This is a genomic window from Staphylococcus sp. FSL H8-0121 (genome assembly GCF_038008425.1).
Classification (GTDB): Bacteria; Bacillota; Bacilli; order Staphylococcales; family Staphylococcaceae; genus Staphylococcus; species Staphylococcus pasteuri.
Genome location: NZ_JBBOZB010000002.1, coordinates 470,331 through 490,163, shown reverse-complemented (window position 1 = coordinate 490,163; position 19,833 = coordinate 470,331). Strand labels below are relative to the sequence as shown.

General features: G+C 31.6%; 21 protein-coding genes. 13 read left to right on the top strand and 8 right to left on the bottom strand.

The annotated features are described in order from the left end of the window. The first annotated feature begins 35 nt into the window (after nt 1–35). A complete protein-coding gene (locus LFT63_RS07865) occupies nt 36–893 on the top strand; it encodes a fructosamine kinase family protein (RefSeq protein ID WP_029055965.1) in 858 nt (285 codons plus the stop codon). A 116-nt stretch (nt 894–1,009) separates the two neighbouring features. On the opposite strand, the gene LFT63_RS07860 is transcribed toward LFT63_RS07865, so the two are convergent. The 4 genes from LFT63_RS07860 to LFT63_RS07845 form a co-directional block, all read right to left on the bottom strand. Continuing rightward, a complete protein-coding gene (locus LFT63_RS07860) occupies nt 1,010–1,843 on the bottom strand; it encodes an alpha/beta hydrolase (RefSeq protein WP_029055966.1) in 834 nt (277 codons plus the stop codon). Nucleotides 1,844–1,885: 42 nt separating this feature from the next. Next, a complete protein-coding gene (locus LFT63_RS07855) occupies nt 1,886–2,887 on the bottom strand; it encodes an amidohydrolase family protein (protein WP_029055967.1) in 1,002 nt (333 codons plus the stop codon). 74 nt (nt 2,888–2,961) lie between these two features. Continuing rightward, complete coding sequence (locus LFT63_RS07850) at nt 2,962–3,666, bottom strand: SDR family NAD(P)-dependent oxidoreductase (protein WP_340768605.1); 705 nt, start codon at nt 3,664–3,666, stop codon at nt 2,962–2,964. Further along, nucleotides 3,659–4,222, bottom strand: coding sequence for a TetR/AcrR family transcriptional regulator (locus LFT63_RS07845; protein WP_029055969.1), 564 nt, complete (start codon nt 4,220–4,222; stop codon nt 3,659–3,661). Before LFT63_RS07845 ends, LFT63_RS07850 begins: the two co-directional genes overlap by 8 nt. A gap of 126 nt (nt 4,223–4,348) precedes the next feature. On the opposite strand from LFT63_RS07845, the gene LFT63_RS07840 reads away from it, so the two are divergent. The 3 genes from LFT63_RS07840 to LFT63_RS07830 are packed head-to-tail and all read left to right on the top strand — an operon-like array spanning nt 4,349 to nt 5,911. Further along, nucleotides 4,349–4,651, top strand: coding sequence for a DUF2316 family protein (locus tag LFT63_RS07840; RefSeq protein ID WP_029055970.1), 303 nt, complete (start codon nt 4,349–4,351; stop codon nt 4,649–4,651). Between the two features lie 17 nt (nt 4,652–4,668). Continuing rightward, nucleotides 4,669–5,484 carry an NmrA/HSCARG family protein gene (locus tag LFT63_RS07835; protein ID WP_340768600.1) on the top strand — a complete coding sequence of 272 codons (816 nt, stop codon included), beginning with the start codon at nt 4,669–4,671 and terminating at the stop codon, nt 5,482–5,484. Between the two features lie 49 nt (nt 5,485–5,533). Continuing rightward, nucleotides 5,534–5,911 carry a VOC family protein gene (locus LFT63_RS07830; protein ID WP_017636601.1) on the top strand — a complete coding sequence of 126 codons (378 nt, stop codon included), beginning with the start codon at nt 5,534–5,536 and terminating at the stop codon, nt 5,909–5,911. A gap of 53 nt (nt 5,912–5,964) precedes the next feature. On the opposite strand, the gene LFT63_RS07825 is transcribed toward LFT63_RS07830, so the two are convergent. The 3 genes from LFT63_RS07825 to LFT63_RS07815 all read right to left on the bottom strand — a co-directional run bounded on the left by LFT63_RS07825 (nt 5,965) and on the right by LFT63_RS07815 (nt 7,958). After that, nucleotides 5,965–6,201 carry a DUF896 domain-containing protein gene (locus tag LFT63_RS07825; RefSeq protein WP_017636600.1) on the bottom strand — a complete coding sequence of 79 codons (237 nt, stop codon included), beginning with the start codon at nt 6,199–6,201 and terminating at the stop codon, nt 5,965–5,967. 12 nt (nt 6,202–6,213) lie between these two features. After that, nucleotides 6,214–7,158, bottom strand: coding sequence for an LLM class oxidoreductase (locus LFT63_RS07820; RefSeq protein ID WP_340768598.1), 945 nt, complete (start codon nt 7,156–7,158; stop codon nt 6,214–6,216). Nucleotides 7,159–7,391: 233 nt separating this feature from the next. After that, nucleotides 7,392–7,958, bottom strand: a complete 567-nt coding sequence (locus tag LFT63_RS07815; protein ID WP_029055974.1) for a TetR/AcrR family transcriptional regulator — start codon at nt 7,956–7,958, stop codon at nt 7,392–7,394. Nucleotides 7,959–8,160: 202 nt separating this feature from the next. On the opposite strand from LFT63_RS07815, the gene LFT63_RS07810 reads away from it, so the two are divergent. Next, entirely contained in the window at nt 8,161–9,534 is a 1,374-nt protein-coding gene (locus LFT63_RS07810) for an amino acid permease (protein WP_017636597.1), read from the top strand. A 61-nt stretch (nt 9,535–9,595) separates the two neighbouring features. On the opposite strand, the gene LFT63_RS07805 is transcribed toward LFT63_RS07810, so the two are convergent. Continuing rightward, nucleotides 9,596–9,955 (bottom strand): DUF488 domain-containing protein, encoded by a 360-nt coding sequence (locus tag LFT63_RS07805; protein ID WP_029055975.1) that lies wholly within the window; start codon nt 9,953–9,955, stop codon nt 9,596–9,598. Between the two features lie 269 nt (nt 9,956–10,224). Between LFT63_RS07805 and LFT63_RS07800 the strand changes: the two genes are divergently transcribed. The 8 genes from LFT63_RS07800 (at nt 10,225) to LFT63_RS07765 (ending at nt 19,817) form a co-directional block, all read left to right on the top strand. After that, entirely contained in the window at nt 10,225–11,280 is a 1,056-nt protein-coding gene (locus LFT63_RS07800) for a PTS transporter subunit IIC (RefSeq protein ID WP_340768595.1), read from the top strand. 96 nt (nt 11,281–11,376) lie between these two features. Beyond that, nucleotides 11,377–12,801: a phosphate--AMP phosphotransferase gene (locus LFT63_RS07795; RefSeq protein ID WP_340768593.1), complete on the top strand. Its 1,425-nt coding sequence runs from the start codon at nt 11,377–11,379 to the stop codon at nt 12,799–12,801. A 459-nt stretch (nt 12,802–13,260) separates the two neighbouring features. Next, nucleotides 13,261–14,037 carry a transglycosylase gene (locus LFT63_RS07790; RefSeq protein ID WP_017636593.1) on the top strand — a complete coding sequence of 259 codons (777 nt, stop codon included), beginning with the start codon at nt 13,261–13,263 and terminating at the stop codon, nt 14,035–14,037. A 226-nt stretch (nt 14,038–14,263) separates the two neighbouring features. Continuing rightward, nucleotides 14,264–14,749: a glycosyl-4,4'-diaponeurosporenoate acyltransferase CrtO family protein gene (locus tag LFT63_RS07785; RefSeq protein WP_017636592.1), complete on the top strand. Its 486-nt coding sequence runs from the start codon at nt 14,264–14,266 to the stop codon at nt 14,747–14,749. Nucleotides 14,750–14,753: 4 nt separating this feature from the next. Next, nucleotides 14,754–16,256, top strand: a complete 1,503-nt coding sequence (locus LFT63_RS07780; protein WP_029055978.1) for a phytoene desaturase family protein — start codon at nt 14,754–14,756, stop codon at nt 16,254–16,256. Continuing rightward, on the top strand, nt 16,256–17,401 hold the full coding sequence (locus LFT63_RS07775; protein WP_340768590.1) for a glycosyltransferase family 2 protein: 1,146 nt from the start codon (nt 16,256–16,258) through the stop codon (nt 17,399–17,401). The genes LFT63_RS07780 and LFT63_RS07775 overlap by 1 nt, the downstream gene beginning before the upstream one ends. Nucleotides 17,402–17,435: 34 nt before the next feature. After that, nucleotides 17,436–18,299: a phytoene/squalene synthase family protein gene (locus tag LFT63_RS07770; RefSeq protein ID WP_029055980.1), complete on the top strand. Its 864-nt coding sequence runs from the start codon at nt 17,436–17,438 to the stop codon at nt 18,297–18,299. Nucleotides 18,300–18,311: 12 nt separating this feature from the next. Beyond that, nucleotides 18,312–19,817: a phytoene desaturase family protein gene (locus LFT63_RS07765; RefSeq protein ID WP_029055981.1), complete on the top strand. Its 1,506-nt coding sequence runs from the start codon at nt 18,312–18,314 to the stop codon at nt 19,815–19,817. Nucleotides 19,818–19,833: the final 16 nt, after the last annotated feature.

Sequence of the window (19,833 nt, the reverse complement as noted above, 5' to 3'; positions counted from 1 at the left end):
ATAATAAGTATTACAGATAAATGGAAGGTGAGATAATGACAATAGATTGGAAAGAACAATTACCTCTAGATTATATTAAAGATATAACACCTGTAAGTGGTGGGGATGTTAACGAAGCATTTAAAGTTACTACACAGCAAGACGACACTTTTTTCTTATTAGTCCAACGAAATAGAAATGAATCTTTTTATGCTGCGGAGATTGCAGGTCTTAATGAATTTGAAAATGCTGGCATTACTGCACCAAAAGTTATCGCAAGTGGGGAAATTAATGACGATGCTTATTTATTATTAAGCTATTTAGAAGAAGGTACTAGTGGAAGCCAAAGAGAATTAGGTCAATTAGTTGCTAAAATGCATAGCCAACAACAAGAAGACGGTCAATTTGGTTTTCGATTACCTCATGAAGGTAGCGATATTTCATTTGAAAATACATGGACAAATTCATGGAAAGAATTATTTATAGAACAACGTATGGATCACATTAGAGATGAATTATTGCGCAAAGGATTATGGAATAAAGAAGATAATAAAGTATATGAACAGGTCAGAGAAGTAATGGTCAACGCCTTAGACAATCACCAAAGCAAGCCATCATTATTGCACGGTGATTTATGGGGTGGCAATTATATGTTCTTAACGGATGGTCAACCAGCTTTATTTGACCCAGCACCATTTTATGGCGATCGTGAATTTGATTTAGGTATTACGACAGTATTTGGTGGGTTTACACAAGAATTTTATGATGAATATGAAAAGCATTATCCATTAGCTAAAGGCGCATATGAGCGTTTAGAGTTTTATAGATTATATTTACTTATGATTCATTTATTAAAATTTGGCGGTATGTATGAAGGTAGTGTTAATCGCTCCATGGAAACAATATTAGGATAAAGAAAAAACACGCGTTGAGAAGGTAAATCTCAACGCGTGTTTCTCTATATATTCGACGCTACGTATAAATACATAACATTTTATAACTAGATATTGTCTTTAGTTTAAGAATAATTTTAGTTATTCCACATTTTTAATAATACTTCTGCAAAGCCTTCAGGTTTTTGAACGTAACCTAAGTGACCGCCTGGAATATCAACAATTGGTAAACCAATTTGTTCATTGATATAGAAGTTCACATCTTGTGGGAATGAACCTTTAGAGTCAGTACCATTTAATAAAGTAATTTTATCTTCATGTTTTTTGAAATCGTCTAAAGTAATATCAGAATGTGTATATTGACGGATTTCATATTCTACCCAGAACATTGAACGTTGATATTGCTCTTTTTTAGCTTCTTCTGATTCAGGTTGAGCAGTCATCATTTTAGCATCAATAGGTGCAATTTTTAATGATTCAGCAAAGTCTTTCATACCAACTTCTAAACCTTCAGTTAATACTTTGTTTACGATATCATCATTTTTGTCTTTCCAATATTTACTATCAGGTAAGAATGTGTTGATAGGTGGTTCATGGAAAGCAATTTGTTTAACGATTTCTGGATAATCTTTTAATACGTGCATAGCAACGATTGAACCAGAGCTTGAACCTAATACATATACTGGCTCATCACTTAATGATTGTGCAAGTTCTGCAATATCTTTAGCATCACGTTTTACACGATAATCATCATCTGGGTTAGCAGCTGATTCAGGTAGTGGCTCTGTTAATTCACTTTCACCATAGTCACGACGATCGACTGCTACAACTGTAAAATGATCTTTAAGTTGTTGAGCAAGTGGCATAAAGATATCACCAGTACCATTAGCTCCTGGAATGAAAATTAATACAGGTCCTTGTCCGATTTGATGATAGCGTAATTTAGCACCTTTTAGTTCTATAGTATTCATATAAAATACCTCCATTTATTATTAACAATGATTATTGGAATATTATTCTAATCCTAATAATTTAGCACCATTTGTATAACTTACTTTCTCTTTTTCTTCGTCAGTTAAACCTAATTCATCTAAAAATACGCCTAAACGTTCAGGTTCGATATATGGGTAGTCAGCAGCATAAAGGATACGGTCGATGCCCATTTCTTTTTTAACTAAATCAAATTGAGGTTTAGTTAACATACCACTTGGTGTTACATAGAAATTATTTTTGAAATAATGACTAACTGGTTGTTGTAAATGATCTGCAAATAATGTGTCATCCATACGTTCTAAGAAGAATGGAACGAATTCTCCCCAGTGTCCAATAATCATATTTAAGTTAGGATAACGATCGAAAACACCAGATAGTACAAGATGAATAGCATGGATACCTACATCAACATGCCAACCATAACCGAAACAAGCAAATGTTGCAGCAGTTACTTCTGGATAATTACCTTTATAATATGCTTGATATACATCGCTATTAACAGGAGCTGGATGTAAGTAAATTGGTACATTTAAAGCTTCAGCTGTTGCAAAAATGCCATCATATTTGTCTTGATCTAAGAAGCCGTCTTTAGGGCGTCCCATAATAAGCGCACCTTTGAAACCTAATTCATTGATACAACGTTTAAATTCTTCAACAGCTGCTTCAGGTTCGTTAATAGGTAATGTAGCAAAACCGACAAAACGGTCTGGATATTCTTTAACATATTCAGCTAAAGTGTCATTAGCTTTTTTACAAAGGTCAATTGCTTGTTGTCCTTCTAAGTTAGAAGGTGCGCCGTTACCATATGATAAAACTTGCATTTGAACATTTTGTTCATCCATAAATTTGATACGTTTATCATGGTATTTAATTTCATCAGCATCAGTGAAACCAGACTTTTGTTCTAAACCTTCAAGCATTGTTTTCATTGGTACGCCATTAGGATCAGCAGATGCTGCTTTCATTGTTTCTTTTTGAATCTCATCGATGACATAGTGTTCTTCAAAAGTAATACTTTTCATTATAAAATCCTCCAATAGAATGTATGTTATTTACATCATTTGTTATAAAGTTTTTAGTTCTAACTTTCAAAAGTTTACCAAGGCATTTTGCCATCAGCATTAATAAATGTGCCAGTTGGTCCATCCGCATCAATTGTTGCTAACTCTACAATTGGTTTAATACCTTCTGTTGCTGGTTTAGCATTGTTACTAAAATCGCCAACTAAGTCAGTATTAGTAGAACCAGGATCTGCAACATTGATTTGCATATTTGGTAAACCTTTAGCATATTGAACAGTTAACATAGTTACTGCAGATTTAGATGAACAATATGCTAATGAATTAACATGATATTCTTGAGTATTTGGGTCAGTGACCATACCAAATGAACCCAGACCACTTGTGACATTAACGACAACTGGTTGTTCAGATTGTTCTAATAATGGAACAAATGTGTTCATCATTCTTACAATGCCAAAAACATTCGTTTGATAAACTTTGTTCATATCTTCAACTGTAATATCAGCAGGTTTAGCAAATTGACCAGAGATACCTGCATTATTTACTAATACATCTAAACGGCCTTCCTGTTCTTTGATATAATCAAATGCTTTTTTAACTGATGTATCATCAGTGACATCTAATTGAACAAGTTGAGCACCAATTTGTTGTGCTGCTTCTTGTCCACGGGATTCATCACGCGAACCGATATATACTTTATGACCTTGGTCGATAAGTGATTTAGCTGTTTCAAAGCCTAGTCCTTTATTTCCACCTGTAATTAATGTAATTTTAGTCATTTGTTGACACCTCGTCTGTAATATATAGTTTGATTAAATAGTCTCTAATTGATTCGTTTGAAAGACCGCGCTTTTCTTTTTGTAATTCAAAAGAATTGGTAGATAAAGATTTAAGTAACATATCTACTTTAAATGTTGTCCATGGTGTACTTGTATTATTGCCAAGAACTTCATAATAAAACTTAAATAATTGTAAATAAATGTCGCTATTGTAAAAGTCATTTTTATCTGTTGTGTCTTCAATACAATGTAATAACTCACTATTATTAGATTTAAATGTTAAAAAGATGTCTAGTGAATCACTAAAAATCAGTTGTTTATCACTGTTCTTGTTTTTAACTTCATACATTTCGTTGATAATGTCAGTAAAGTCATGTGCAATGATAGTTGCACATAATGCACTTTTATCTTTGAAATGACGATACAATGTTCCCATTCCAATATTTAAGTCTTTTGCGATACGATTCATACTTACTTCTTGAACGCCATGTTGGTTAAAGAGTTCAATTGCTTTTTTCTCAATACGCTGTCGATTTTCTAGGGCGTCTTTACGCAAATACATCACCTTCTTAAAATAAGTTTGTTGACAAACGGACAACTATCCGTTTATTATAAAGCCTATCATATAAAAAGACAAATAAAAGAGATGTAGATGTTTTAATAAAAGGGAAGAGTGATGTAGATGTCATTAAATAAAGAACAAAGACAAATTACAGCTAAAGAATTACAAGAGCATTTTGATGAAACGACTTTGAGTTTGAAAAATATAGCAGATGAAATGAATATTTCAATTAATGAGGTATCTCATGTATTACAGATGAAAGCACCAAACAAATTGTTTGGAAATCATTTACATCAATTTATTCATTTAGTATGGGATATAAGAGATTTAATGAATGAAAATATATGGCATATGGGTAAATCACCTAAAGAATACACTTATTTAAAAGGTGAGAAGGAAGATTATTGGTTTTTACAACAGTAATAAAGGAGAGAAAATAAATGAAAAGTATTCTAGTTATTGGAGCTACAGGTAAACAAGGTAATGCAGTTGTAAGACAATTATTAACTGATGGTTGGCATGTACGTGCTTTAACTCGTAATAAACATAATGATAAATTAACTTCTATTGAAAGTGATCAACTTGAAATTTTTGAAGGTGATTTGAGTAATCAACAAAGCTTAGAAGAAGCAATGGAAGGACAATATGGATTATATAGTGTTCAACCAATCATAAAAGATGATATTGAGGAAGAATTAAGACAAGGAAAAATGATTATTAAATTAGCTGAAAAACAACATATTGAGTATGTTGTGTATAGTACAGCAGGCGGTGTAAATAGAGATAGAACAGGACCCCATTTTGAAGCGTTAGCTGAAATGGAAAATGAACTGAAAGCATCATCATTAAACTTCTCAATTATTAAACCATCATTCTTTATGGATAACTTCCTTAGAATTGCTAAGAAAGAAGACCAACAAATAACAATACCTGAGTTTATCAATCCTGAAGTTAAATTCGCAATGATTTCTTCAATTGATATTGCGAAAGTTGCTGCTAATTTATTTAAAAAAACAGAACAATATAATCATCAAGCCATCGAAATTGCGTCAGATGAATTAACTTTAAATGAAGTGGTTAAAACATTTGCAACTGTCACTGGTCTACATACAGAAATTAAAGGTGAATTTGTGAGTGGTACAGCTGAAAGAAGTTGGTTAGAAGATAAAGGATATGTGGTTGATTTTGAATTAATGAATCAAATTAACCCTGATAAACTATCTCTAGCACAGTGGATTGAACATGTACAATTTTAAGTAGAAATATTGTTGCGATTTAAATTAACCAATTAAAGGAGCCGAATTTATGATTAAATCAATGTGGTTTAATTTGCATGTGAAAGATTTGAATAGAAGTGAAGCATTTTACCGAGCTTTAGGTTTTGAAATTAATCATAACCCAGAGATGTTAGATAAAATGGTAGGGATTAAAATAGGCAATACGATTGTTATTTTAATTGAAAATAATCACTTTGAAGCGGTTACTAAAGATACGGTAACTTCTAATGCGAATGAAACAATTATTTCGTTAGGTGTTAATACGAATGAAGAAGTAGACCAACTTATCGAAAGCGTCGAATCAGCAGGAGGTACTATTTTAGAAAAACCTTGTGTTAAGCAAGGTTATTATGGTGCAATGTTTGCTGATCCAGATGGCCATAAATTCAATTTTTTAGTTTGTTAAATAACAAAGGCACTTAGTTTCCATTTGGAGACTGAGTGCCTTTTTAAATTTAGTTATTCATTTTCTTGAATGTTGCCATATTCTTTTCGCAAATCATAAACTTTGTCTGGTGTTACATCTTGACCAAGTGGATCAACGACTTTCATAGTTGAAAATGTATTTAACACTTGTCCTCTGATCATTTTTAAATAATCTTGTCTAAGCGCTTGTTGTTCTTGTTTTTCTTCTACACTCAATGTTTGTACTTTTTCTTTATTTGCTAATTCATTTATTCTGTTTAAAATTTCCATTATTAATTCCTCCTAAATTTGGTGAGTTGGAAAGTAGGATACTATATACGTTCCAACTTCATTGATGATATCTTTTAGTTGTCTGTCTTTATTGATAAATCGTAATATTATATGGTTTGTACCTATTGTTTCGTATGCTTTTAAAATTTCAATTAACATTTTTCTACCTGTTCGATAGCCGCCTTTAATAGGTTTGACTGTCTCATTAGGATTACTAGATAAATCGACGAACAATATATTTATGAAAGGTTTAAAAATTTCATTATCTTTATGCCATTGTTCTACCAGTTGCTTTTGATCTTGAAAATGTTGAGCATAAAATATCCAACCGTCCATATTTTGTTTGAGCCATTCTATAGATTGTTTAGAGTATCCAGTACCTAACATCGGAATGGCTTTATTTTTAGGTAAAACCTGTAGTCCTGATTCTTCACTTAATTCAAATATAGCATTTGAAATGTCAGGCGCATTTGACTGCCATAATTGTCGTAGCGACTTAATAGTTGTACGATATCGTTCTGATAATTCATCTTCATTCACTTTAAAAGCTGGAAATTCAAACGATCGATCACCTGTAGCCATACCTAATAATAGTCTTTCGTGGGATAAAATATCGAGAGATGTAGCTGCCTTAGCTAAATGGAGGGGATGACGTAATGTAGCAACAATACTTGCTGTGCCAAGAGATATTTTGGAAGTATGGGCAGCTAAGTAAGTTAAAAATACAAATGGGTCGTAATTCTCGGTTATGTTACCTAAATATTTGCTATATAACGGATTGTCCCTTACAAATAGGCTTGAGTAATCCAACTCTTCAGCTAATTGAGCTAATTCAACTTGTTCATCGATATTAATTTTTTTCTGGTTTGGCTGATCGAACGGAATAGATAAACCTAAAGTTAAATGCTTATCTTTGAATGTCCGCTTAAATCCCTCGTGATCCTCTATTGTTGTCATATCATTCCCTCCAATCTTTTTTTATTTAACAACACATATTATCTATGCAACATCTGTTGTTTAAATATAATATATACCTTAATTTGAAAAAGTGCAAACAACATGTTTATAAGTTTGTTGTTTAACTAACACATTTTAAAATATGTTGCCTTATAGTAAAAAATCTATTCATAAATTAACGTTTTAGAACGATTTTTATGAATAGATATATAGGTGAACTTTGAATAAGAAAATTATAAATGCGCAACATGGTGAATAAGGAATGGAAGATTTTTCTCTATAAATACTTTAGCAGTTTGTTGACTTGTATTAAGCCAGTGTTTACATAAGCCACATAGACCAGCCGATAAGAAACTAGCACTGTTGACGAGGATGTCTCGTTCATGATTAGGGTAACTATTTTCTAACATAATCGTGAATATATCTTCTAATTCTTCATTAATACGTTGATGTGCTTGGTTACAAAATACGTCTTGATTTAACTTGCAAAAATTTTGAACATCTACCATATAATCACAGATAGTCATAAATAATTGTGAAAGCACTTGTTCATTTATAAAATCTGAAACCTTCAATGTATCGTTTAAATCTTTAAGAATGGTTACTGATAGTGAATAATCCAAAATATCATATTTATCAGTGAAATGGGCATAGAAAGTAGCTCTATTCACTGTTGCTTCGTCAGTAATATTTTTCACGGTTAATTGTGAGAATTGTTTTTCTCGGGATACGGTTTGAAATGCTTCAACTAATAGTTTTTTAGTACGTAAAACTCGTGGATCTATTTTAGTCGTATTCATCTTTTTACCTACCTAACATGTGTTGTATATCTTTATTAAATTATCTTGCTAAACTATCGTGATGTCAAAGTATTAAGCTAAATCATTTTTAATATTTGATTGTAATTTGAAAATGAGGGTATGTGTAACTTTATAGTAGAAATGAAAGATTATATTAAACAAAAAATTATAGTTAAGCAATGACCGGAATGGGGAGACAATAATGGCGGATAAATTGCAACGTGAGTTAAGTAATAGACATATTCAATTGATTGCTATTGGTGGTGCAATTGGAACAGGTTTATTTTTAGGAGCAGGTGAATCTATTCATTTGGCTGGTCCTTCAATTTTACTTACATATATTATAGTAGGTTTTGTATTATTTATGTTTATGCGTGCAATGGGAGAAATGTTATTATCTAATCTTGGTTTTAAATCATTTGCGGATATCGCTCATAAACATATAGGTCCATTGGCAGGATTTATTGTAGGTTGGACATATTGGTTAACATGGATTATTTCTGGTATGGCCGAAATTACAGCTGTAGCTAAATACGTAGATTACTGGTACCCGGCTATGCCGAACTGGTTAACGGCGTTATTTACATTACTAGTTCTCATGTCTTTAAATTTATTCAGCGCTAAATTATTTGGAGAATTGGAATTTTGGTTTGCTATTATTAAAGTTTTAACAATTTTAGCATTAATAATAGTAGGAATTGTTATGGTCATTTTTGCAATGAAGACGCCATACGGAACAGCTAGTGTATCTAATATTTGGAGTCATGGTGGTATATTCCCTCATGGTGCATCTGGCTTTTTCATGTCATTTCAAATGGCAATCTTTTCATTTATAGGTATTGAATTAATAGGAATCACAGCAGGTGAAACTAAGAATCCTCATAAAACAATTCCTCAAGCAATCAATAATGTACCTTATCGAATTTTGATTTTTTATATTGGTTCTTTAGCAGTTATTATGGCTGCGGTACCTTGGAATCAACTTAGTCCGTCAGATAGTCCGTATGTTAAATTATTTGGGTTAGTTGGTATTCCTTTTGCGGCAGGACTTATCAACTTTGTAGTATTAACTGCAGCAGCTTCAGCTTGTAATAGTGGCGTGTTTGCCAATAGTAGAACAATGTTTGGATTATCTCAACGTAAACAAGCACCTCCTATATTAGGAAAAACAAATAGAAATGGTGTGCCTTATTATGCGATTTTAGTAACATGCGGATTGTTAAGTATTTCTGTTGTACTTAATGCCATCTTTAAAGATGCAACGAAAGTATTTGTATATATTACAACAGTTTCTACAGTATTAAATATCGTAATTTGGTCTATTATTATGATTGCTTATATCGGTTATTTAAAACAAAATCCAGAGTTACATAAACAAAGTCAATACAAATTACCAGGCGGTAAGTGGATGGCTTATGGTATTGTTACATTCTTTGCATTTATATTTATTATTTTATTAATTAACAATAGTACAAGAATAGCAGTTATTATTGCGCCATTTTGGATGGGAATATTAGGTTTAATGTATTTGAGATATAAGAAAGAATCTAGAAAAGCAGAAATTGTAGATGAATAATTAAAACAAAAGCATTTAATGAGTTAATGAAAGGTAAACTCATTAAATGCTTTTTATTGATTTAGTTATTTTTTAGAAGTTTCATTAATACATTAGCGTGATTATATTGAGTATCCTTTGCGGCATATAATAAAATAACATCTTCCTTACTTGATGACACAAAGTCTTTAAGATATTCAAAAGCTTCTTGTTGTTCGCTATTTTCACGTAATTCTTTAGCATACTTTTCTGAAAACGCAGCGTATAATTTAGGTTCATGATTAAACCATTTTCTTAATTCAGTAGTAGGGGCCACTTTTTTTAACCATTCGTCTAATTGTGCATCTTCTTTAGAAATACCTCTTGGCCAAACACGATCAACTAACACACGCTTACCTTTAGCAATTTGCTTATCATAGATGCGTTGACATTTAACAGTCATCGTATACATCTCCTCTTTTATTTGTAACTTTAGCATAACAATCATAATGGCATAAAGATGTTAAAAAATGATGAAAATTTAAAATAATTATCTGAAAATTCTAAATAATATGGTATAATACTAGCTATAGTCTTAATTGGCCCAACTTTACACAACAAATGATTGCATCAACGAATACCAACACACCTTAGATTTCATCATGTGTATAGTTAGTTCAATTAAGGCTATTTGTCTTTTTTTATTGTAATAGATTATTGGAGGCGCTAGAAATGACAACATTGAGTAAAATAAGACCAAAAGATTTTATATTCAGAGTGTTATCTGGGGTAGCAGTAGGTATTGTAGCAGGTTTAGTACCTAATGCGATATTGGGAGAAATATTTAAATATTTCTCCCAATATCATCCTATTTTTAAAACATTACTAGGTGTTGTTCAAGCAATTCAATTTACTGTACCAGCACTAGTAGGAGCGTTAATCGCTTTAAAATTTAATTTGACACCATTAGCTATGGCAGTAGTAGCAAGTGCTTCTTATGTTGGAAGTGGTGCTGCCCAATTTAAGAATGGTACATGGGTGATTGCTGGAATAGGAGATTTAATTAATACAATGATTACTGCATCTATTGCGGTATTGTTGATTTTGTTAATAGAACACAGTGTAGGTAGTATGGCTTTAATTGTATATCCAACATTTATAGGGGGCATTGCAGCAACAATCGGTGTATTAATCCTACCTTATGTACATATGATTACAACTGGTATAGGAAATATGGTAAACAGTTTTACAGAATTACAGCCTGTATTAATGAGTATGTTAATTTCAATGGTATTTAGTTTCATTATCATATCGCCGCTATCAACAGTAGCGATTGCCATAGCGATTGGTATTTCGGGTATAGCGGCTGGTTCCGCATCTATTGGTATAGCAGCTACAGAAGCGGTATTACTAATTGGAACTAGCCAAGTCAATCGAGCGGGTGTGCCAATGTCTATTTTCTTTGGCGGTGTGAAAATGATGATGCCTAACATGGTGCGTTATCCGATTATTATGCTACCAATATTAATTACAGCCGCAGTTTCAGTGATTACTTCAGGAATTGTAGGTATAGCAGGTACAAAAGAATCAGCAGGATTTGGTTTTATAGGTATGGTAGGTCCAATTAATGCATTTAAATTTATGGGACTTGATTCTGCTTGGTTGAGTTTATTGCTTATAATGATTGCATACTTTATCGTTCCTTTCCTTGTAGCATGGATTTTAGATATTCTATTTAGAAAGGTATTTAAAATTTATAGTAATGACATATTTAAATTTTTAGCATAATAAGTAAAAACAGGTTTCTTTCATTTAATAGTAAAGGACCTGTTTTTATTATGCTATACTTTATAAAATTTCATTTTTAATCAAAGGGTGGGTATTATGAATAAAAAAATAGAAGAATTAAAGTTAAAAGCAGCAAGTCTGACTCGCCAAACTCATGAATTAGGCATTCCAATTATGATTTTATTTGAAGGTATGCCGGCGTCAGGGAAGACACGCTTATCCAATGAACTATTACTGACTTTTGATGCAAAATACACACAATTCATCTCTACTAAGTCACCACAATATGAAGATTTAAGATATCAATTTTTACAAAAATATTGGAACACATTACCTCAAAAAGGACACATTAACATATATTTTAGAAGTTGGTATTCTCATTTCTTAGATTATAAAGAAAACGGTATTAAACAAGCATATTATAAAAAAAGTGAGAAACTAGTTAATCAAATCAAAAGTTTTGAAACAATGCTACAAAATGACAATTATGAATTAATTAAGTTTTATATTGAAGTGAGCGAAGAAAAACGACAAGAACATATTCAACAAACTAAAGACAATCCATTAATGAAATGGAAAGTTCAAGAATATGAACAGGTCATCCCTAATGAAACGTATTTAGCAGAAATGAGAAAGTTCACACATAAAGATAACCAATGGGAAGTCATTGATTATACACAACGTGAAGTCGCATTTGAAAAAATGTACAAACATATAATAGAAAGATTAGAAAACGCGATTAAGAAATCAAATAGACAGCAAGCTAATAAAGACGGTGCATTTAGCAAAGATTTTTCGACTAATATGTTTGATGTTAAATTCGAGAAAATTTCTAAAAAAGAATATAAAGAGATGATTGAACCTTTACAAAAACGTATGAGAGAAATTCAATTTGCATTATATGAAAGAAAGATTCCACTTATTTTAACTTTCGAAGGAATGGATGCAGCTGGTAAAGGTGGTAATATTAAGCGAATTCGAGAAAAGTTAGATCCTACAGGTTATGAAGTAAATGGTATCAGTGCACCAACCGATGTTGAATTAGCTCATCATTACTTATGGCGCTTTGCTAAAGAAATGCCTAAAACAGGTCACCTTGAAATGTTCGATCGCAGTTGGTACGGCAGAGTGTTGGTAGAAAGAGTAGAGGGGTTTGCCGATAAAGAAGAATGGAAACGAGCTTATCATGAAATTAATGAATTTGAAAAAATGTGGACAGATGAAGGTGCGATTCTTTTAAAATTTTTCTTGTGTTTAGATAAAGATGAACAACTTAAGCGATTTAAGGATAGAGAGCAAGATCCAAATAAACAATGGAAAATAACGGATGAAGATTGGCGTAATCGTGATAAATGGGATTTATATTTAGAAGCAAGTCATGACATGATTAAATATACTGATACTAATTACGCACCTTGGTTCATTGTGCCTGCTGATCATAAGAAGACTGCAAGAGTTGAAGTGTTGAAATATATTATTAGACAATGTGAAAAAGTATTATGGGGCGTTAAAGACTATTAAACTAATTCGGATTACAAAATAAATATAGTTTGTGTTTAGATGAAATGATTCAAATTAATGAAAAAGTTTGGATATTTCATCTATTTTTATGTTAAAACTAACCATTTTAAATTTTTAGAACTATTACAGTTATGTAACTAAAATGCAATCTGTAATATTACGATAAATGTAAAAGTTGAGCAAAACTCTTAAAAATCTAATGTAATATAAGGGTTTGTGATGAAATTTTAAACTAAAAAGTTTAAGTCTTTATATTACAAGGACGACATTTATATTTCAAAGTTACAAAACGAGGTTTAGTTTGTAATTTTTTGTAAGGAACGTGTAATATACAAAGCCGATTTTTATGGTATAGTGAATACCGTCGAAAGTTAAACAAAAACATTTTCAATATTGCACAACGAATTTAATACAAGAAAACATATAAAAACAAAAAACTTTTTGGAGGATTTTTCAATTATGAAGAAGACATTTATCGCATCAACATTAGCATTAACTTTAGGAGCAGCAGGTTACGCAGTATCAGGTCACGAAGCACACGCTTCAGAAACTACTAACGTAGATCAAGCACATTTAATCGACTTAGCTCATAACCACCCAGAACAATTAAACGCTCAACCAGTTCAAGCTGGCGCTTACGACATTCACTTTGTAAGTGGTGGATTCGAATATAACTTCACTTCAGACGGTACAAACTTCTCTTGGAACTACCAAGAAGTTGGTTCAAACGCTTCAACAACTCAAGCATCAGCTCAAACATCAAATACTGCAGCTCAATCAGCTGACTACACAACTTCTTATAACCAAGAAGCTAGTACTCAATCAGTAAGCTCTAACCAACAATCAAGCAACACTAACGTAGAAGCTGTTTCAGCTCCAACTACTTCTTCAAACAGTAGTTCAAGCCATAACTACAGTACTAAAACAACTTCATACTCAGCACCATCAACTTCAAGTGCTTCAACTTCAAGTGCTTCAACTGGTGGATCAACTAAAGCTCAATTCTTAGCTAATGGTGGTACTGAAGCTGCATGGAACGCTATCGTTATGCCTGAATCAGGTGGTAACCCTAACGCAGTTAACCCAGCTGGATACAGAGGTTTAGGTCAAACTAAAGAATCTTGGGGTTCAGGATCAGTAGCTAGCCAAACTAAAGGTATGCTTAACTATGCTAATAGCCGTTACGGTTCATTAAGCAGTGCAATTGCTTTCCGTCAAAGCCACGGATGGTGGTAGGATTCAGTTTATAACTGGAAAGAACTTCGAGTTATAAATGATTGAGAGGATGACTATGTCATCCTCTTTTTTTATGTCTTTTTTTATTTAGCTTATTAATTTTTTACAAAGTTTAATTAAAAATTTTAATTCATTTGGTGTTTAGAGTTTAAATAATGATAATGAGGGAACATGTTCTAAAACGTATGTTAATAGGTGATAAAATAGTGAAGGTGTTGTTATGTGTTTGAAAATTATTAAAAAGACCTTGAAATTAACTGTTTTACATAGTTTGTATTGGTTTTCGATTCAAATGACATTAGCACACTTTGGAACTAAAATACCTAATTCATTTTTTGAAAAAAATGGGCATATATTTCGTATATACTCTTGGGAAAATAATGGTAAATTTTGGAATAGAATTTTAAAAGTAAACCAATGGAAGTACTTGATACCTGAAGGAAGTAAATTAAATTCTCATATATATAATAAGAATTCAATAGAAGATTTAAATATTGAAACATTAAAACAACTTGATATTGAAATGAAAAGAGCAGAATTGATTCATTGGTTGTCTATAATACCAGTTATTATATTTGTGAAATCTTCTAGATACATACAAATAATCAATTTAATCTATGTATTATTTAGTCATATTCCTGTGATCTTAGTACAAAGATATAATCGTCCAAGATTAGAAAAGTTAATTCGTTTAATTTATAAAAGAGGTTAAATACATGACTGAAAATACTAAAGTGGTTGTTATTGGTGGTGGATTAGGTGGTATATCTGCTGCAATTAGAATGGCACAAAGTGGTTATGAAGTATCATTATTCGAACAAAATGAACATATAGGAGGTAAAGTCAATCGCCTTGAAACGAAAGGGTTTGGTTTTGATTTAGGACCTTCTATATTAACTATGCCTCAAATTTTTGAACGTTTATTCGAATATAGTAATAAACATATGGAAGATTATGTAACAATTGAAAGATTACCATTACAATGGCGAAGCTTCTTTACAGATGGTACATATATAGATTTATATGAAGGAATAGAACAAACATTTTCAAATAATGACCAACTATCTTTGACTGATAAAGAAGAGTTACAAAATTATTTAGAGTATACACGACGTATACAGCGAATTACAGAAAAAGGCTATTTTAATAAAGGGTTAGACAAATTAAAAGATATTATAAAATATCATGGGCCTTTACGTTCTTTAAAAGAGTTTGATTATTTTTCTACTATGCAACAAGCAATAAATCAACGTGTTAGTAATCCTAAATTAAGAGATATGTTAGGTTACTTTATCAAATATGTAGGTTCATCTTCTTATCATGCACCAGCAGTATTATCAATGCTATTTAATATGCAACAAGAACAAGGTCTATGGTATGTTCAGGGCGGTATACATCGACTCGCTCAAGCATTGGAACAACTTGCTATAGAAGAAGGGGTTCAAATTCACACTAGTGTATCTGTTAAAAATATAAAAACCTATCATGACGACGTAGTAGGAGTTAGATTAGCAGATGGTAGATTTTTTGAAGCTGACTATATTATCTCTAATATGGAAGTTATTCCTACATATAGAGAATTATTACATTTTAATCAAAAACGTATTGATAAATTAGAAGGCGTATACGAACCGGCTAGTTCTGGATTTGTAATGCATTTGGGTGTCAGTAAATCTTATCCTCAGCTACGACATCATAATTTTTTCTTTTCCAGTAATTCAAAAAGAAATTATGAAGAAGTATTTGATCAAAAAATATTACCTCAAGACCCAACGATTTATTTAGTAAATACGAATAAAACTGACTCAACTCAAGCACCTAATGGTTATGAAAATATAAAAGTTTTACCACATATCCCATATATTCAAGATAAACCTTTTAAAAAAGAAGAGTATCAAATATTTAGAAACATCGTATTAGATAAATTAGAACGTATGGGACTAACTGATTTAAGACAGCATATTATATATGAAGATTATTGGTTACCTGAATATATTGAGCAACATTACCGTTCTAATAGAGGAGCAATATATGGTGTTGTAGCAGATAAAAAGAAAAATAAAGGTTTCAAATTCCCTAAATGTAGCCAATATTTTAATAATTTGTACTTTGTTGGTGGTTCCGTCAACCCAGGAGGCGGTATGCCTATGGTTACTTTAAGCGGACAACAAGTAGCAGATATGATTAATCTGCGCGAAGGAACTAAAGGAGAAAAATAGTGAGAATTATTCAATATATTATTACTGTTTTTACAACGGTATCAATAGTGTGTGGTCATTTTATATATAATCATAGATATAGATTGAACCATCAGAAAACAAATAATAGCCATGATTTGAAAGAAATAAATGGGAGTAATCCAATCATAACTATTATTATTCCTGCTAGAAACGAAGCTCATAGATTACCACAATTACTGGAATCCTTATTAACGCAAACTGGAAATTTTAAAGTGATTGTCATGGATGATGGTTCTACAGATGACACAGTCAACGTTGCAAAAGCATATCAAGTTGAGGTTCATCAAGTTCAATATTCCATTGAAGATAAATGGCGTGGTAAATCACGTGTATGTTATGAAGGAATGAAGTATTGTAATAGTAAATTAGTAATGTTTGTGGATGCAGATGTAGTATTTGAAAATAACGAAGTCATTGAGAAACTTATTCATACTTATCATCATCAAGACGATAAAGGATTACTAAGTGTTCAACCTTATCATAAAACACGTAACATCTATGAAAATTTATCAGCAATTTTTAATTTAATGACTGTAGTAGGTATGAATCACTTCTCATCTTTAAAGAAACAGAAGGACAATAATATAGCATTTGGGCCAATATTGTTAACTAACATAGATGACTATTTAGCTACTAATGGGCATCTGAATGCAGAACACAGTATTATTGAAGGCTTTGCACTTGGCCAAGCTTATCAACAACTCAATTTACCTGTCACACTTTATGAAGGAAAAGTCAACATTCATTTTAGAATGTACGAAGAGGGGTTGAATGCATTAGTTAAAGGTTGGACCAAGCATTTATCTGTAGGTGCTAATCAGACAGAGTCACGCATAATGTTTGCTATAATAATTTGGCTATTTGGTTCTATAATGACTAGTTTAGGAATAATATTTAGTTGTATTTATAAACCTATTTCAAAATTTAAAATGTTAACGCTATACTTTATCTATACAATTCAGTTTATTCAATTGCATCGACGTGTTGGTAATTTTTCTAGGATATTGTTATGTTTACATCCATTACTATTTTTATTTTTCTGTAGTATTTTTGGGAAATCATTGTGGCATACATATATTTTGAAAAAGGTTGAATGGAAAGGTAGACACTTTGACATTCATTAAAGTGAATAGTATTAAAGCAACAGGAGGTCAAATAATGACAACGATTAATGAAAGTTATAAATATTGCCATCAAATTATGAAAAAGTATTCTAAAAGTTTTTCTTATGCGTTTGATTTATTACCTGAACGTGAGAGGCGTGCGATATGGGCAGTATATGCAGTATGCCGAATTATAGATGATAGTATTGATGAAGAACAAGACCCTGAAAAGTTACAAGCTATTAAAGAAGATATTCAATTAATTGAGGCACAAGAAGTTCAGTCAATTGATCAATTCAAAAGTGATGAGCTTATTATGTTAGCTTTTTTAGATGCGTCAAAGCAATACAAAATGGAATATCAATCATTATATAATCTTATTCATGCTGTATCAGAAGATGAAGATTTTGAAATGTTTAAAGAAGATAAAGATTTGATGGGATATTGTTATGGTGTAGCTGGCACAGTAGGTGAAATATTGACACCCATTTTGACTGAACATCCTGTTGAAGAAACTTATGAAGTATCGAGACAATTAGGAGAAGCCTTACAATTAACTAATATTTTACGTGACGTTGGTGAAGATTTTGAAAAAGGTAGAATTTACTTTAGTCAATCAATGATTCATCAATTTGATGTAGATATAAAACATGTCTTCCATAATCAACCTACACAAAATTATATTCAATTATGGGAACATTACGCTCAAATTGCAGAAAAAGATTATCAATATACTTTAGATCATTTGGAAGTATATAAACCTGAAGCAAGACCAATTATAGAATTAGCAGCACTCATTTATAAAGGGATTATTGATGAGGCACGACAGCACGATTATTCATTACATCGTCGAGTTTATGTTTCTAGAATTAAAAAATTAAAAATATATAGACAGATTAAAAATAAATATCAAGAATAGGATGAATGCGAATTGAATATTGCTGTAATAGGTGCAGGTGTAACTGGATTAGCCTCGGCAGCTCGACTAGCCGCAAAAGGACATCAAGTCACACTATTTGAAAAGAATAATAAAATTGGTGGACGAATGAATCAATTTACGAAAGATGGTTTTACCTTTGATATGGGTCCCACTATTGTAATGGTGCCTGAAGTATACAAAGCAGTGTTTGAGGATTGCGGACAGCGTTTTGAAGATTACGTTGAAATGGAACAATTACGATACATTTATGACGTCTACTTTGATAAAGATGACAAAGTACGTGTACCTACTGATTTAGCTGAATTACATGATACGTTAGAACAGATTGAACCAGGAACAACACACGGATTTATGAAATTCTTAACTGATATTTATAAACGATATGAGGTTGCGAGAAAATACTTTTTAGAACGTACATACAGAAAACCATCTGACTTTTATAATATGACATCATTGATTCAAGGATATAAATTAAAAACATTAAATCATGCTGACAATTTAATTGGACAATATGTAGATAATGAAAAAATTCAAAAATTACTTGCGTTTCAAATGCTGTATATTGGAATAGATCCTAAACGAGGTCCATCGTTATACTCTATTATACCGATGATTGAAATGATGTTTGGCGTTCATTTCATAAAAGGTGGAATGTACGGTATGGTTAAAGGATTACAAAAGTTAAACGAAGACTTAGGTGTCGATATTCAATGTAATGCAGATATTGAAGAAATTATTATAGATCCTAAATATAAGACAGCAGATGGTGTCAAAGTAAACGGTTTGGTCCAGCGTTTTGACAAAGTATTATGTACAGCTGACTTTCCTTATGCAGCACAAGAATTAATGCCTAAACATGCACCTGTTAAAAAATATCCACCTCAAAAGATAGACAAATTAGATTACTCTTGCTCTGCTTTTCTAATGTATATTGGAATAGATAAAGATATTACAGAAGATGTGTTATTGCATAATGTCATATTTTCAAATCATTTCAGACAAAATATTGAAGAGATTTTTGGCGGTGATATATCAAAAGATCCTTCATTATATTTATATGTACCAAAAATAGGAGATCAATCATTAGCACCAGAAGGTCAAACAGGGCTATACGTTCTTATGCCAACGCCAGAACTTAAAACAGGACAATTAGAGTGGGATAACGAAAATTTTATAAATGAAGTTAAAGATATTATTTATCGTAAACTGGAAACGATTCCTACATTAGAAAGTATTAAGGAACACGTCATATCAGAAACGATTTTTACTCCAGAAGATTTTGAAAGTAAATTTAATGCTAAATTCGGTACTGCATTCGGTTTAATGCCGACATTATCACAGAGTAATTACTTTAGACCACCTAATGTTTCTAAAGACTATCAAGATTTATACTTTGCAGGTGCAAGTACCCATCCGGGAGCAGGCGTACCTATCGTATTAACTAGTGCTAAAATTACAGTTGATGAAATACTTAAAGATATAGATAATCAGATTTAAATTAAAAGTTAGCGGA